This window comes from Staphylococcus sp. mip270_02, assembly GCF_054031535.1.
The window spans coordinates 1668751-1683017 of the sequence record NZ_CM132934.1; the positions used below are offsets into that span (position 1 = coordinate 1668751).

Consider the following 14267-nt stretch of genomic DNA (forward strand, 5'->3'; position numbering starts at 1 on the left):
TATATAGTATTCGAATTAAGTGAGGTAATATAATGAAAATTTCAACTAAAGGAAGATATGGGTTAACACTAATGATATCTCTTGCTAAAAAAGAAGGTCAAGGGTGTGTTTCTTTAAAATCTATTGCGGAAGAAAATAATTTGAGCGATTTGTATTTAGAGCAATTAGTCGGTCCATTGAGAAATGCCGGATTAATTCGAAGTGTTCGTGGTGCAAAAGGTGGTTACCAGTTAAGAGTACCATCTGAAGAGATAACAGCGGGGGATATTATTCGTTTATTAGAAGGTCCAATTACATTCGTTGAAAGTATTGATTCAGAACCACCTGCTCAAAAGCAACTTTGGATTAGAATGAGAGACGCAGTAAGAGATGTGCTAGATAACACATCATTAAAATATTTAGCAGAATATAAAGATACAAATAATCTAGATGGGTATATGTTCTATATCTAAATTATACAGAAGTATCATTTTGCAGTAATGATATAATAATTTTGGAAAATATTTATTAATCTATGTTTGAGATGTTTATTTATTAAAATTAGTGGTACCTATAATATATACATCATTAAGGAGGTAATTTACATGGCAGACGAAAACAAAGTAGAACAAGCAAAAGGTAACGTGAAAGAAACATTAGGTAACGTTACTGATAATAAAGATTTAGAAAACGAAGGTAAAGAAGATAAAACTTCTGGTAAAGCTAAAGAATTTGTAGAAAATGCAAAAGATAAAGCTAATGATGTTATCGATAAATTTAAAAAATAACCTATAGTTTATGACTAATAAAGGAGAGATTTTAAATGGCGGAAAACTTTTTAGATAAAGCAAAAGAAGCTGCAAAAAATGTATCAGATAAATTAAAAGATACAGACAATGAAAAAGCAAAACAAGCATCTGAACAAATCGATAAATTCACTGGTGGCAGTGATAACGATAAAAAAGATGACAAAAATGACGATAAAAAATAATATTTGTTGTAAAAAATAGGATAATGAAGAGGGGTTAGGATAAAATAATGTCTTGACCCTTTTTATTTGCAATTAAATGTAATTAATTATAAATAATGCCTACTAAACATCGGATAAGAACTAGACTTAAGCTTTCCATTGTTTAGTAGGCATTAATTTTTATGATAGGTTGTGGCAATCTAGTATGAATAATTGCAAGTTTATATTTTGAAATTTAACTATGATGAATTTCAAAATATAAACCCTTATTAATTAAAATTTTAAATTTATATTTCGTATATTCACTTACTTAACTACTATTTTGATGAATATTAAACATTGAATTGCGAAAAGTCTGGGCTTATTTAATAAATTATATCTCTTCGACAATTGTTTTGAGCTTTTTATAAGAATCTAACTGTGCGTCTTGATCATAAATATAACTAATTGCCATCAGTTCATCTATTTCACCGTGTTCTTTGATAAAGTCTTGAATTTTAGCTTTAACTGTCTCTTTAGACCCGATTAAGGATTGTTGCATTCTTTGTTTTGCAATTTCATATTCTGTAGGCGTTAAGAGCCCTTTTAAATCATCAGTTGGTGGTTGTACAGGTTGCATTCTACCTCTAGTGATGCTCACCATTACTTGTGCTTGCGTAGTTGCTAAGTATTCAGCTTGTTCATCTGTATCTGCAACAATTGCATTAAGGCAAACAATAACATAAGGTTTGTCTAATACGTCAGATGGCTCAAATAGTTCTTTATATATTTGAATAGCATCTTTCATTTGTTGCGGTGCAAAATGGCCAGCAAACACATATGGTAGACCTTTACGTGCGGCTAAATGCGCTGAATCTGTAGAAGAACCAAGTATATAAAGTGGTATTTGCTTATTAACAGCTGGATAGGCACGTACATATCCTTGTTGATTAGCTGGGCCAAAGTAAGTTGAAAGTTGTTCAACTTCTTCAGGGAATTCATAAACGCCGTTATGTTGATCTCTACGTAAAGCGCTAGCAGTCATCATGTCTGTTCCTGGAGCACGGCCTAATCCAAGGTCTACACGGTTTGGGAAAACAGTTCCCATTGTTCCGAATTGTTCTGCAACAACTAATGGTGCATGATTTGGTAACATAATACCACCAGAACCGACACGTATTTTTGAAGTGTGTTCTAGTGTGTGTTGAATTAATAAGGCAGTTGCCGAACTTACTAAATTAGGAGCGTTATGGTGTTCAGCTATCCAATAACGTTCGAATTCAAGTGCTTCTAAATCTTGCGCAAGTTTAACCATATCTTTGATTGCTGCTTGATCATCTTGACCTTCGCGGATTGGTACTAAGTTAAGCGCAGATAATTTTAAATTGTTCATTTTATATCGTAATCCTCCTTGAGCTTGTTAATACACAGTAGTATAACAGGCGATTAAAAACTTGCGTAAGAAATTGCTCATTGTTATACTTATATGAAAATAAAACGTTAGGTGGCTTAATTAAGACAATGGATAAATCTCATAAGAAATATACAAACCAATTAAATTTAAATAAAAATTATGGGATATGACCCTGTCTAAATTACGTGAAAATACTTAAGCAACAACATATAAAGTAATATATATAACACAATGAAGATATGTCATGTCCATAAAGTGGGGGAATTGATATGTCTTTTTATTATGAACAAAAACCATTTGAACAGTATGGACAAATACTGATTGATAAGGTGCTCATTGAGATAGAAGAAGGAGAACATGTTGCGTTTTTAGGAGACAATGGTGTTGGGAAATCAACACTCTTGCATGCGCTTAAGGATACTTATAGAGAAAGCGCATATTTAATGGAACAAGATATGACTGATTATTATGAGATGACAGCAATGGAATTTATCCTATTTCTAAAACCACAATTAGCTCAATTGAAAAAAGAGATACTAAATAATTATGAAAAAATAAGTGATTACGTTGCATTGGAAGGCTATGAATTTGAACAAGAAATCATTACGCAAGCAAAATTATTTGATTTAACGGAAATCGACTTAGATAAAAAGGTTGCGTCGCTTAGTGGAGGACAGCAAACACGTGTAGCGATACTAAAAGCATTTTTGTCAAAAAAATCGTTAATATTACTTGATGAACCTACTAATCATCTTGATATGACAATGCTAGATAATTTGATAACGAATATAAATAAATCTAAACAGACTATCGTTTTTGTATCGCATCACAGAGGATTCATCAATCAAACGGCATCACACATTTATCAAATAACACGTAATGGAACGAGAAAATTTCAAGGTAATTATGATCACTATAAACATGTTGTAGATTTGGCTCATCAATCACAAGTCAACGCTTATGAAAAACAACAAAAAGAAGTCAAAGCACTTGAAGCAACTATTAGACGAGTGAATGAATGGCATTCAACTTCACAACAATCAACTAGTGTGCGAGACCCAATACAACAAAAAAGGTTAAGCAAATTAGCTCAAAAAGCTAAAGTAAAGGAATCACAACTAAAACAAAAGGTTAATGAAAAGCAAATTGAAGCACCCAAAAATGATAATAGGGATTTTCATTTTAATGAGCAAACACGTTTGCGAAAGCGTAGCTTAATTAGATTTGAAAATGTTAGTATAACTATAAATCAACAAGAAATTTATACGAATGCTAACTTTGAAATGAAAAATAAAGAAAATATACTTTTAACGGGTCCGAATGGTAGTGGCAAATCATTATTTATCGCAATGATTAAACAAGACATAAAACCGAATAAAGGTGATATATATATTACGCCATCGCTTAAAATGGCTAGTTTTGACCAGCAAAATAATAACTTGAACTTTAACAGCAGTTCATTAGACATGGTGATGGCATTGGACAGTATGACTCGTAGTGAAGCGCAAACGATTTTAGCTTCTTTTGATTTTAATAAGGAAAAAATTAATCAACCTATCGCATTTTTATCCATGGGCGAGAAAAGTAGATTGCAGTTTGTATTATTATATTTCTCAAACCCACATCTTCTTATTTTAGATGAACCAACCAATTATTTTGATATAGCTACGCAAGATTTAATATTAAAAATGATTGAAAGTTTTCAAGGTCAAGTACTTATCGTTACACATGATCAGTATTTACAATCAAAAATCACTGCTACGCACTGGCATATTAATGATAAGCGATTGCAAAATATGTCATTGAATAGTAAACAACCATCAGATATCAAAAACACTATGAAATTATTAGAGGATTTTAAAGATATTGATGAAAATGGTCATTTTGAAACAGACAACTAGAAAAATTAATTATATGGTGCTATCATTGGAACATTGATAAAATTTTAAGGAGTGTCAAGCATGGAAGTATATGCAGATTATGCTGCTACAACACCAGTTAAGCAAGAAGTAATTGATAAAATGATGGATATTTATTCTGTTCATTATGGTAATCCGTCTTCCATTCATAGTATAGGGAGAGATGCACGGAAGTATTTAGATGAAGCACGTCGTACAATTGCATCTTCTTTTAACGCAAAACCAAGTGAAGTAATTTTTACAAGTGGTGCGACAGAATCTAATAACACTGCTATTAAAGGAATGGCTTATGACCAGATGCACAGAGGAAAACATATTATCACTTCCAAAATTGAGCACCATTCTGTACTCCATGTATTTGAGCAACTAGAGAAAGAAGGTTTTGAAGTCACATATTTAGATGTTGATAAACAAGGCATAATAAACCTTCAACAATTAAAAAATGCTATTACAGAACAAACGATTTTAGTTTCAATCATGTTTGTTAATAATGAAGTAGGTACCGTCGAACCAATGTACGATATTGAAGAAATTGTTGGTAAATCTAATGCGCTGTTTCATGTTGATGCAGTACAAGCGATTGGTCATTTAGAAATAGATTTTCATGAATTTGCCATTGATGCAATGAGTATTACTGCACACAAATTTGGTGGTCCTAAAGGCGTTGGAATACTACTACTAAAAGAAGGCACTTCATTAAAATATCAACAATTAGGTGGAGAACAAGAGGCTAAACGTAGAGCTGGTACTGAAAATTTACCGCAAATTGTCGGATTAGCTGAAGCTGTTACGCTTGCAAACCAATATAGAGACGAAAACAATGTCCATTTAATGAATCTTAAAAATTCATTCTTAGTTTCATTACAAGAACGCTCAATCCCATTTGAATTAAATGGTTCTATGACAGATTCAACTGGCCACATTGTAAATTTATATTTACCATTTATAGATGTAGAAACAATGCTAACTTTATTAGATTTATCCAATATATATGTTTCATCAGGTTCAGCTTGTACTGCAGGGACTACAACACCATCACATGTATTACAAGCAATGTATGATGAAGAAGATAATCGAGCAAAACATTCGGTAAGGTTTAGTTTTAATGAACAAACAACTGAACAAGAAATAAAATATATAGCTACAGAAATTCATAAAATTTATCATAAATTTAAGGAGGACGTGTAAGTGTCAAATAAAGATACACGAGTTGTTGTCGGGATGTCTGGTGGCGTAGATAGTTCCGTTACAGCACATTTGTTAAAAGAACAAGGTTATGATGTCATAGGTATATTCATGAAAAATTGGGATGATACTGATGAAAATGGCGTATGTACAGCTACTGAAGATTATAATGATGTCATCGCAGTATGCAATCAATTAGATATTCCATACTATGCAGTGAATTTTGAGAAAGAATACTGGGATAAAGTATTTACGTATTTCCTAGATGAATATAAAAAAGGACGTACGCCGAACCCTGATGTAATGTGCAATAAAGAGATTAAATTCAAAGCTTTTTTAGAACACGCATTAAAACTTGGTGCTGATTATGTTGCTACAGGTCATTATGCACGTGTGCGTCGTCACGAGGATGGACACGTTGAAATGTTAAGAGGCGTGGATAACAATAAAGATCAAACTTATTTCTTAAATCAATTATCACAAGATCAATTATCTCGTGTAATGTTCCCAATAGGTGATATCGATAAAAAAGAAGTACGTCGTATTGCTGAAGAACAAAATTTAGCAACTGCTAAAAAGAAAGATTCAACAGGTATTTGTTTTATTGGAGAACGTAATTTCAAAGAATTTCTTTCACAATATTTACCAGCACAATCTGGAGAAATGCGAACACTACAAGGTGAAAAAATCGGTACGCATGCTGGACTAATGTATTATACAATCGGGCAACGTCATGGTCTAGGTATTGGTGGAGACGGTGATCCATGGTTTGTAGTTGGTAAAAACTTAAACGATAACGTATTATATGTTGAACAAGGTTTCCACCATGAAGCATTGTACAGTGATTACTTGATTGCATCAGATATCTCATTTGTAAACGATGTCGACTTAGAAAACGGATTTGAATGTACTGCAAAATTCAGATACCGTCAAAAAGATACCAAAGTATTTGTACAAAAAGAGAATAATAATGCAATTCGTGTAGTATTCGATGAACCAGTTCGTGCGATTACGCCTGGTCAATCTGTTGTACTTTATGATGGCGATGTCTGTCTTGGTGGTGCTACAATTGATGATGTTTTCAAAGAATCTGGACAATTAAGTTACGTTTTATAAACCAAAAGATGAAGTATTATTTAGAAATCGTTAGTAGACTATATAATATAGTATCTAGCGATTTCTTTTTTTAAAATTAATATTTCAAAAAAATGAGTAAATGTTATAATTAATAGTCAGAAAAGAGGGTTAAAGTTGAATCAAGAGCAAATATATAAATTAATCAAACAGGGTAATTTTGAAGAAGCACTTAAAGCATTATTTGAAAATATAGAAGCTAGTCCAAAAGAAGTTGAAAATTACATAAATGCTGGAATATTATTGGCTGAAGCGGGAGAAGTAGAAAAAGCTGAAAAATTCTTTCAAAGAGCAATCACTTTAGATCCGGAAAATGGTGCAATTTATTATAATTTAGGTAATGTATATTACAATGAAAGTCGTTTTAATGAAGCGATAAAATTATACCAACAAGCGCTAAAATTTAACGTTGATAAAGTTGATACAAATTACATGATTGGAATGTCTTTCAATCAACTAGAAGCATTTAACGAAGCTTTACCATTCCTAATGACTGCAGCGGAACAAGATGACCGTGATGATGCTGAGGTACAATTCCAATACGGACTTGTGTTATGTCATTTAGAGATGTTTGAACAAGCTATTGACCAGTTAAATCGAGTATTAGTACTCGATAAAAAACATGCAGATGCTCTTTATAATTTAGGTTTAGCGACTTATATGCAAACAGAAAATACTGACGAAGCTATTCGCCACTTTGAAGCGGCTGTCGATGCCAATCCAGATCATGTCATGAGCCATCATGCTATTAAAACTTTTAAATCTATCGCAGAGGAGGAATAACTTATGGAAAACCCTACACTATTTAACAATTCAATGATTAAAGGGACCGTTGACGCGATTTTGTTTCAAAATAAAGAAAATTTTTATACGGTTTTAAAAGTTGATACGATTGAATCCAACGAGACATTTGATTCAATGCCTACAATTGTAGGGTTTTTTCCAGATATTGCTGAAGGTGACGTTTATACATTTAAAGGCCAAGTAGTTACGCATGCGAAATATGGGAAACAATTAAAGGCTGAAACATTTGAAAAAGAGTTACCACAAACAAAAGAAGCAATTATAAGTTATTTATCCAGTGACCTTTTTAAAGGAATAGGTAAAAAAACAGCACAAAGTATTGTAAATAAATTAGGTGAAAATGCAATTAGCGACATATTAAATGATCCAACTGTATTAGAAAAAGTACCTAGCTTACCTAAAAAGAAACAAAAACAAATTGCTGAACAAATTGCAAGTAATCAAGAAACAGAACAAATTATTATTCGTCTTCATGATTTAGGTTTTGGGCCAAAGCTAGCAATGGCTATATACCAAGCATATTTAGGCGAAACACTCAATGTAGTTGAAAACAAGCCTTATCAACTTGTATATGACGTCAAAGGTATCGGCTTTAATAAGGCGGACACTTTAGCACGTAATGTAGGCATTCAATTTAATGATTCAGAACGTCTTAAAGCAGGTTTGCTTTACGTGCTAGAAGAAGAATGCATAAAACAAGGCCATACATATTTACCAACTAATAATGTACTAGAGATGACTCAAGATATGTTATCACAACCGCCAGCTGAATTAATAGAAACACAGCAACTTGAGCAAGTTTTACAGGATTTAGTAAATGACACTAAATTAATCCAGCAAGAAAATGAAGTCGCTATTCCAAGTCTGTATTACTCAGAACTGAAAAGCGTACAAAATTTATACCGTAATTTTACTTATACAAACAAACTTAAAGAAATAGAGCAATCTGATTTACTGCTTGAAATCGGTGAAATTGAAGATCGCAATAAAGTGACTTATGCAGATTCGCAAAGAGAAGCCTTACAAACAGCGATTAACTCTAAAATAATGTTGCTGACAGGTGGTCCAGGTACAGGAAAAACTACTGTTATTAAAGGAATTGTTGAACTGTATGCAGAGTTGCATGGTTTATCCTTAGATTATGACGATTATCAAAATGATGATTATCCAGTAGTTCTAGGCGCGCCAACCGGAAGAGCATCGAAGCGTTTATCAGAGTCAACTGGTTTGGAGGCTATGACGATACATCGTCTAATAGGTTGGAATCAAGATACGCAACCAGAAGATATATTAGATAATGAAATTTCTGCAAAACTTATCATAATTGATGAAATGTCAATGGTTGATACATGGTTATTTCATCAATTTTTAAGTGCTGTACCTATCGATGCGCAAGTTATACTAGTCGGGGATGAGGATCAATTGCCATCTGTTGGACCTGGTCAAGTATTTAAGGATTTAATTGACTCGAAAGTGATTCCTCGTGTGAATTTAACTGAAGTTTACCGTCAACAAGATGGTTCAAGTATTATTGAATTAGCGCACAGGATGAAGCTAGGAGAAAAGATTGATATTACACAACGATTTCATGATCGTAATTTTATAAACTGTACAACAGAACAGATACCCTCTGTTGTTGAAAAAGTAGTATCAAGTGCAGTGAATAAAGGTTATGATATGAGTGATATTCAAGTATTAGCTCCGATGTATAAAGGATCTGCAGGTATAAAGAAACTAAATACAGTATTACAAGATATCTTGAATCCTAAAGAACAGGATACTCGAGAAATTGAGTTTGGCGACATTGTTTTTAGAAAAGGTGATAAGGTATTACAACTTGTTAACCGACCAAGCGATAATATATTTAATGGTGATATTGGAGTTATTGTAGGTATCTTCTGGGCTAAAGAAAATGCGTTAAACAAAGATGTTTTGGTAGTTGATTTTGAAGGTAACGAGATTACGTTTGTTCGGCAAGATTTAATGGAATTAACACACGCTTATTGTACATCAATTCATAAGTCACAAGGTTCAGAATTTCCAATCGTTATTATGCCAATGGTTAAACAGTACTTTAGAATGCTTCAAAAACCTATATTATATACAGGTTTAACCCGTGCCAAACAGTCACTTGTGTTCTTAGGAGACCCACAAGCATTCGATATTGGCCTAAAGACTCATGGCCAAGTGAGAATGACACAATTGTGTGTGTTTCTTAAAGCGTATTTTAATAATGATGAAGAAACTGAAAGTGCTGATGTCAGTAAATCCTTTGATTCAGATATTATATTGTCTGAAGAAAATATATTTAAAATAAATCCAATGATTAATATGGGGGAATTTTCCCCGTATGACTTCGTTGAAGATTGACATTGTTGTTGAAAATAAATACAATATAAATAACTTCGCATGAAGATAAGTAAACTATGTTTTATCTCCAGAGATGTACTGCTTGGTGAAAAGTACAATGAATATAGTTGAAAGCTACTTTGTGTCAGTAAGCATAATAACTAATTGAGTGATAAGTGTATGTTAGTAAATTTGTTAAGACCGTTGAATTGCATAATTTTAACAATGAAGTCTATAAAGATTTACTGATGCTTATAACTAGGGTGGTACCGCGAAACGTTCGTCCCTTTTATGAGGATGGGCGTTTTTTATTTTCATTTTTTATGAATTACTGTTATAACTTGAGTTGAGATGGAGGAAATTTAAGGTATGAAAAACTTAAAGGCAAGTGAAATTAGACAAAATTTTATCGATTATTTTGTAGAACAAGGTCATATGGTTGAACCATCAGCACCGTTAGTTCCAATTGATGATGATTCTTTACTATGGATTAATTCTGGCGTAGCAACGTTAAAAAAATATTTTGATGGAAGAGAAACGCCAAGAAAACCACGTATTGTGAATTCACAAAAAGCAATTAGAACAAATGACATTGAAAACGTAGGGTTTACTGCACGTCATCATACATTTTTTGAAATGTTAGGTAATTTCTCAATTGGTAATTATTTTAAAAAAGAAGCAATTGAATTTGCATGGGAATTTTTAACTAGTGAGAAATGGATGGCAATGGACCCTAAAATGTTGTATGTGACTGTTCATCCAGAAGATATTGAAGCGTATCGTATATGGAACGAGGATATTGGCTTAGAAGAAAGTAGAATTATTAGAATTGAAGGAAATTTCTGGGACATTGGTGAAGGTCCTTCCGGTCCTAATACAGAAATTTTCTATGACCGTGGAGATAGTTATGGTAAAGATGATCCAGCTGAAGAAATGTATCCAGGTGGAGAAAATGAGCGTTTCCTTGAAGTGTGGAATTTAGTTTTTAGTGAATTCAACCATAATAAAGACCACACATATACACCACTCCCTAATAAAAATATTGATACAGGTATGGGATTAGAAAGAATGGCATCATTAGCTCAAAATGTACGTACAAATTATGAAACAGATTTATTCATGCCAATAATCCGTGAAGTAGAAACACTATCAGGGAAAAAATATTTAGAAAAAGATGCATATGATGTTGCATTTAAAGTTATATCAGATCATATTCGTACGATTGCATTTGCAATTGCTGATGGTGCATTACCAGCTAACGAGGGTCGTGGTTATGTATTACGTCGCTTGTTACGTCGTGCTGTAAGATTTAGCCAATCTTTAGATATCAATGAACCATTTATGTATCAATTAGTTGATATAGTTGCTGATATTATGGAACCGTATTATCCAAACGTAAAAGAAAAGTCTGATTTTATTAAACGTGTAATCAAATCTGAAGAAGAACGTTTTCACGAGACATTAGAAGAAGGGCTCACTATTTTAAATAATCTTGTAGCTCAAGCAAAAAACCAATCTAATGAAATTAGTGGTAAAGATGCTTTTAAACTGTATGATACTTACGGCTTCCCTGTAGAACTAACTGAAGAGATTGCAACACAAGAAAATTTATCAGTAGATATGGCTACATTTGAGTCTGAAATGCAGCAACAAAGAGATAGAGCTAGACAAGCAAGACAAAATTCACAATCAATGCAAGTGCAAAGTGAAGTATTGAAGAAAATTACGACTGAAAGTAAGTTTGTTGGTTATGATGTGATGGACAGAGCAACTACAATAACTGATATCATTCATAATGGCGAATTAGTTGATACTGCAGAAGCTGGTGAGATTGTTTATTTCATCCTTAAAGAGACGCCGTTTTATGCAGTAAGTGGTGGTCAAGTTGCCGATGAAGGTAAAGTAAGTAATGAAAACTTTGAAATTGCAGTAACTGAAGTTACGAAAGCACCTAATGGTCAAAACTTACACAAAGGTGAGATTCAATTTGGTACAGTAAAAACAAATACAGAAGTGTCTGCAAGTGTTAACCATAAAGATCGTAGTGCAATTAAGAAAAACCACAGTGCAACACATTTATTACATGCAGCATTAAAAGAAGTGTTAGGCGAACACGTTAATCAAGCTGGCTCATTGGTTGAAGCAGATCGTTTAAGATTTGATTTTTCACATTTCGGCCCTATGACTCAAGAAGAAATTGATCAAGTGGAACGCAGAGTTAATGAAGAAATATGGAACAGCATTGAAGTTAACATCCAAGAAATGCCTATAGAAGAAGCTAAACAAATTGGTGCAATGGCATTATTTGGTGAGAAATACGGTGATGTAGTTAGAGTAGTAAATATGGCACCATTCTCAATTGAGTTGTGTGGCGGTATTCATGTTAATAACACTTCTGAAATTGGTCTATTTAAAATCGTAAGTGAATCAGGAACTGGTGCTGGAGTTAGACGAATAGAAGCTTTAACTGGTAAATCAGCTTTTCTATATTTAGAAACGATACAAACGCAATTTAATGCTGTTAAAACTCAAGTAAAAGTTAAAACAGATGACCAAGTATTAGATAAAGTAATACAAATGCAAACAGAAGAAAAAGAATTAGTGAAACAACTAGAACAAAAAAATAAAGAAGTTACTTCACTGAAAATGGGTGATCTTACAAACCAAGTTGAAGAAATTAATGGTTTGAAATTCCTTGCTGCCGAAGTTGAAGTGCCTAACGCCAAAGCTATACGTGAAACGATGGACGATTTTAAATCAAAACTACAAGACACAGTAATTGTACTAATTAGTAATGTAGATGGTAAAGTATCGTTAGTAGCAACTGTACCAAAAGCGTTTACTGATAAAGTAAAAGCTGGTGATATTATTAAAAATATGGCACCAATTGTAGGTGGTAAAGGTGGAGGTCGCCCAGACATGGCTCAAGGTGGCGGAACTCAGCCGGAAAACATAACAGAAGCATTACGATTTATTAAAGATTACATTAAATCGCTATAACTTCAAGTCATTCTCATGTAGAATGAGAATAAGAACTTTTTTATCTCGATACAAAAGGAGTGTTGTATATGGAAAATTTTGATAAAACAATGAAATTTAATTATGATGAAATTCCAAAAGAAGATGTCAAAACAGTGTTACAAAATGTCTATAATACGTTGAAAGAAAAAGGATATAATCCAGTAAATCAAATCGTAGGTTATTTACTCTCAGGTGATCCTGCCTATATTCCACGTCATAATGAAGCTAGAAATCAAATACGTCGCATTGATCGTGATGACATTATGGAAGAATTAGTTTCTAGTTACTTACAAGAGAAAACTAACTAATTTATGTTAAAACATAAAATAATTGGTTTAGATGTAGGTAGTAAAACTGTTGGCATTGCAATAAGTGATCTTATGGGTTGGACAGCCCAAGGGTTAGATACACTCCGTATAGACGAAGAAAAAAATGAATTAGGTATAAATCAACTTGTAGATATTATACAAAAAGAGAAAGTTGGTACCGTAATTATCGGATTACCAAAAAATATGAACAATTCTATTGGATTTCGAGGCGAGGCTTCGTTACAATACAAGGAGCAACTTCAAGAAGCACTGCCATCATTAGAGATAATCATGTGGGATGAACGCTTAAGCACTATGGCTGCAGAACGTTCACTGCTTGAAGCAGATGTTTCTAGACAGAAACGAAAAAAAGTAATTGATAAAATGGCTGCGGTTTTTATATTGCAAGGCTATTTAGACTCATTACAATAAAAAGGAGCGTTTAATTATGACCGAACACAATCACGATTCTCAATTAGAAATTAACAACGAAGAGGAATTACTTACTCTATACGATGAGGAAGGTAATGAAGTCTTATATCGTAAAGTATTAGAATTCTTCCACCCAGAATTTAAAAAAGAATATGTGATTCTTGCTGAAGAAGGCGCAGAATCTGATGATGATGATTTAATAGAATTGGTACCAATGATTAATGAACCAGATGAAAATGGTGAAGGTGGTAAATTCTTACCTGTAGAAACAGATGAAGAGTGGGACATGATTGAAGAAGTAGTTAATACTGAAATGGACGATCATGATCACGACCACGAATAATAGATAGTAATTAAAATGCGAAAAGCATAAGAGTTTGGGGTTAAAATACCTATTCTCAAAATAAGAGGGCTAACCCATTAGGGATTAGCTCTCTTTTATATTTAAAATCTTATAAGTTTGAACACATATAGTTCCTTTGGATAAGATTTTGAGCTTATGGTCGATACTATAATCCTCATAGTTATATTTCTCAGTTATTAGTACGTCAGTAGAATATGCAATTTTATGCAAAGAAATACGTTGTTCTATACCGTGAAATTTCTATATTATAACATTAAAGCGAGGCGTTTTTTGTAATCATGTTTATGACATGATTCTAATTTTATTATCAATGGAAAATACAATACTAAATACTATGAAAAATAGATAAAACATTGACATGTATTATAATTCTATTTTTTAATTTGGTATTCACTGTGACTTTACACTT

13 protein-coding genes are annotated in these 14267 nt (G+C 32.8%); 12 read left to right on the top strand and 1 reads right to left on the bottom strand.

The genetic code is table 11. The features are described from left to right. Positions 1–32: 32 nt before the first annotated feature. From cymR to ACW5YJ_RS07835, 3 genes are all read left to right on the top strand, one after another. The gene (gene cymR / locus ACW5YJ_RS07825; RefSeq protein ID WP_017724657.1) at positions 33–452 is read left to right on the top strand and encodes a cysteine metabolism transcriptional regulator CymR; all 420 of its coding nucleotides are present in this window, start codon (positions 33–35) and stop codon (positions 450–452) included. A 132-nt stretch (positions 453–584) separates the two neighbouring features. Then, complete coding sequence (locus ACW5YJ_RS07830) at positions 585–767, top strand: CsbD family protein (protein WP_017724656.1); 183 nt, start codon at positions 585–587, stop codon at positions 765–767. Positions 768–802: 35 nt separating this feature from the next. After that, complete coding sequence (locus tag ACW5YJ_RS07835; protein ID WP_017724655.1) at positions 803–970, top strand: hypothetical protein; 168 nt, start codon at positions 803–805, stop codon at positions 968–970. A gap of 352 nt (positions 971–1322) precedes the next feature. Here ACW5YJ_RS07835 and ACW5YJ_RS07840 read toward each other — a convergent pair whose 3' ends face one another. After that, positions 1323–2321 carry an LLM class flavin-dependent oxidoreductase gene (locus tag ACW5YJ_RS07840; RefSeq protein ID WP_017724654.1) on the bottom strand — a complete coding sequence of 333 codons (999 nt, stop codon included), beginning with the start codon at positions 2319–2321 and terminating at the stop codon, positions 1323–1325. Between the two features lie 290 nt (positions 2322–2611). Between ACW5YJ_RS07840 and sal the strand changes: the two genes are divergently transcribed. The 9 genes from sal (at position 2612) to ACW5YJ_RS07885 (ending at position 13837) form a co-directional block, all read left to right on the top strand. Beyond that, positions 2612–4243 (top strand): Sal family ABC-F type ribosomal protection protein, encoded by a 1632-nt coding sequence (gene sal / locus ACW5YJ_RS07845; RefSeq protein WP_457338072.1) that lies wholly within the window; start codon positions 2612–2614, stop codon positions 4241–4243. A gap of 60 nt (positions 4244–4303) precedes the next feature. After that, the gene (locus ACW5YJ_RS07850) at positions 4304–5449 is read left to right on the top strand and encodes a cysteine desulfurase family protein (RefSeq protein ID WP_017724652.1); all 1146 of its coding nucleotides are present in this window, start codon (positions 4304–4306) and stop codon (positions 5447–5449) included. After that, positions 5450–6562, top strand: a complete 1113-nt coding sequence (gene mnmA, locus ACW5YJ_RS07855) for a tRNA 2-thiouridine(34) synthase MnmA (protein ID WP_017724651.1) — start codon at positions 5450–5452, stop codon at positions 6560–6562. A 135-nt stretch (positions 6563–6697) separates the two neighbouring features. Continuing rightward, on the top strand, positions 6698–7363 hold the full coding sequence (locus ACW5YJ_RS07860; protein WP_457338073.1) for a tetratricopeptide repeat protein: 666 nt from the start codon (positions 6698–6700) through the stop codon (positions 7361–7363). Positions 7364–7366: 3 nt separating this feature from the next. Then, on the top strand, positions 7367–9754 hold the full coding sequence (gene recD2, locus ACW5YJ_RS07865; RefSeq protein WP_017724649.1) for an SF1B family DNA helicase RecD2: 2388 nt from the start codon (positions 7367–7369) through the stop codon (positions 9752–9754). A gap of 348 nt (positions 9755–10102) precedes the next feature. Further along, the gene (gene alaS / locus ACW5YJ_RS07870; protein WP_017724648.1) at positions 10103–12733 is read left to right on the top strand and encodes an alanine--tRNA ligase; all 2631 of its coding nucleotides are present in this window, start codon (positions 10103–10105) and stop codon (positions 12731–12733) included. A 68-nt stretch (positions 12734–12801) separates the two neighbouring features. Further along, a complete protein-coding gene (locus ACW5YJ_RS07875; RefSeq protein WP_017724647.1) occupies positions 12802–13062 on the top strand; it encodes an IreB family regulatory phosphoprotein in 261 nt (86 codons plus the stop codon). Between the two features lie 3 nt (positions 13063–13065). Beyond that, positions 13066–13494: a Holliday junction resolvase RuvX gene (gene ruvX, locus ACW5YJ_RS07880; RefSeq protein WP_017724646.1), complete on the top strand. Its 429-nt coding sequence runs from the start codon at positions 13066–13068 to the stop codon at positions 13492–13494. 16 nt (positions 13495–13510) lie between these two features. Beyond that, on the top strand, positions 13511–13837 hold the full coding sequence (locus ACW5YJ_RS07885; RefSeq protein ID WP_017724645.1) for a DUF1292 domain-containing protein: 327 nt from the start codon (positions 13511–13513) through the stop codon (positions 13835–13837). Positions 13838–14267: the final 430 nt, after the last annotated feature.

What these genes read in the sequence shown, in the direction of transcription:
- sal (WP_457338072.1), top strand. Translation starts at nt 2,612, where the DNA reads ATGTCTTTTTATTATGAACAAAAACCATTTGAACAGTATGGACAAATA.
- ACW5YJ_RS07875 (WP_017724647.1), top strand. Translation starts at nt 12,802, where the DNA reads ATGGAAAATTTTGATAAAACAATGAAATTTAATTATGATGAAATTCCA.
- ACW5YJ_RS07885 (WP_017724645.1), top strand. Translation starts at nt 13,511, where the DNA reads ATGACCGAACACAATCACGATTCTCAATTAGAAATTAACAACGAAGAG.
- ACW5YJ_RS07835 (WP_017724655.1), top strand. Translation starts at nt 803, where the DNA reads ATGGCGGAAAACTTTTTAGATAAAGCAAAAGAAGCTGCAAAAAATGTA.
- ACW5YJ_RS07830 (WP_017724656.1), top strand. Translation starts at nt 585, where the DNA reads ATGGCAGACGAAAACAAAGTAGAACAAGCAAAAGGTAACGTGAAAGAA.
- ACW5YJ_RS07840 (WP_017724654.1), bottom strand. Translation starts at nt 2,321, where the DNA reads ATGAACAATTTAAAATTATCTGCGCTTAACTTAGTACCAATCCGCGAA.
- ACW5YJ_RS07850 (WP_017724652.1), top strand. Translation starts at nt 4,304, where the DNA reads ATGGAAGTATATGCAGATTATGCTGCTACAACACCAGTTAAGCAAGAA.
- alaS (WP_017724648.1), top strand. Translation starts at nt 10,103, where the DNA reads ATGAAAAACTTAAAGGCAAGTGAAATTAGACAAAATTTTATCGATTAT.
- cymR (WP_017724657.1), top strand. Translation starts at nt 33, where the DNA reads ATGAAAATTTCAACTAAAGGAAGATATGGGTTAACACTAATGATATCT.
- ruvX (WP_017724646.1), top strand. Translation starts at nt 13,066, where the DNA reads ATGTTAAAACATAAAATAATTGGTTTAGATGTAGGTAGTAAAACTGTT.
- recD2 (WP_017724649.1), top strand. Translation starts at nt 7,367, where the DNA reads ATGGAAAACCCTACACTATTTAACAATTCAATGATTAAAGGGACCGTT.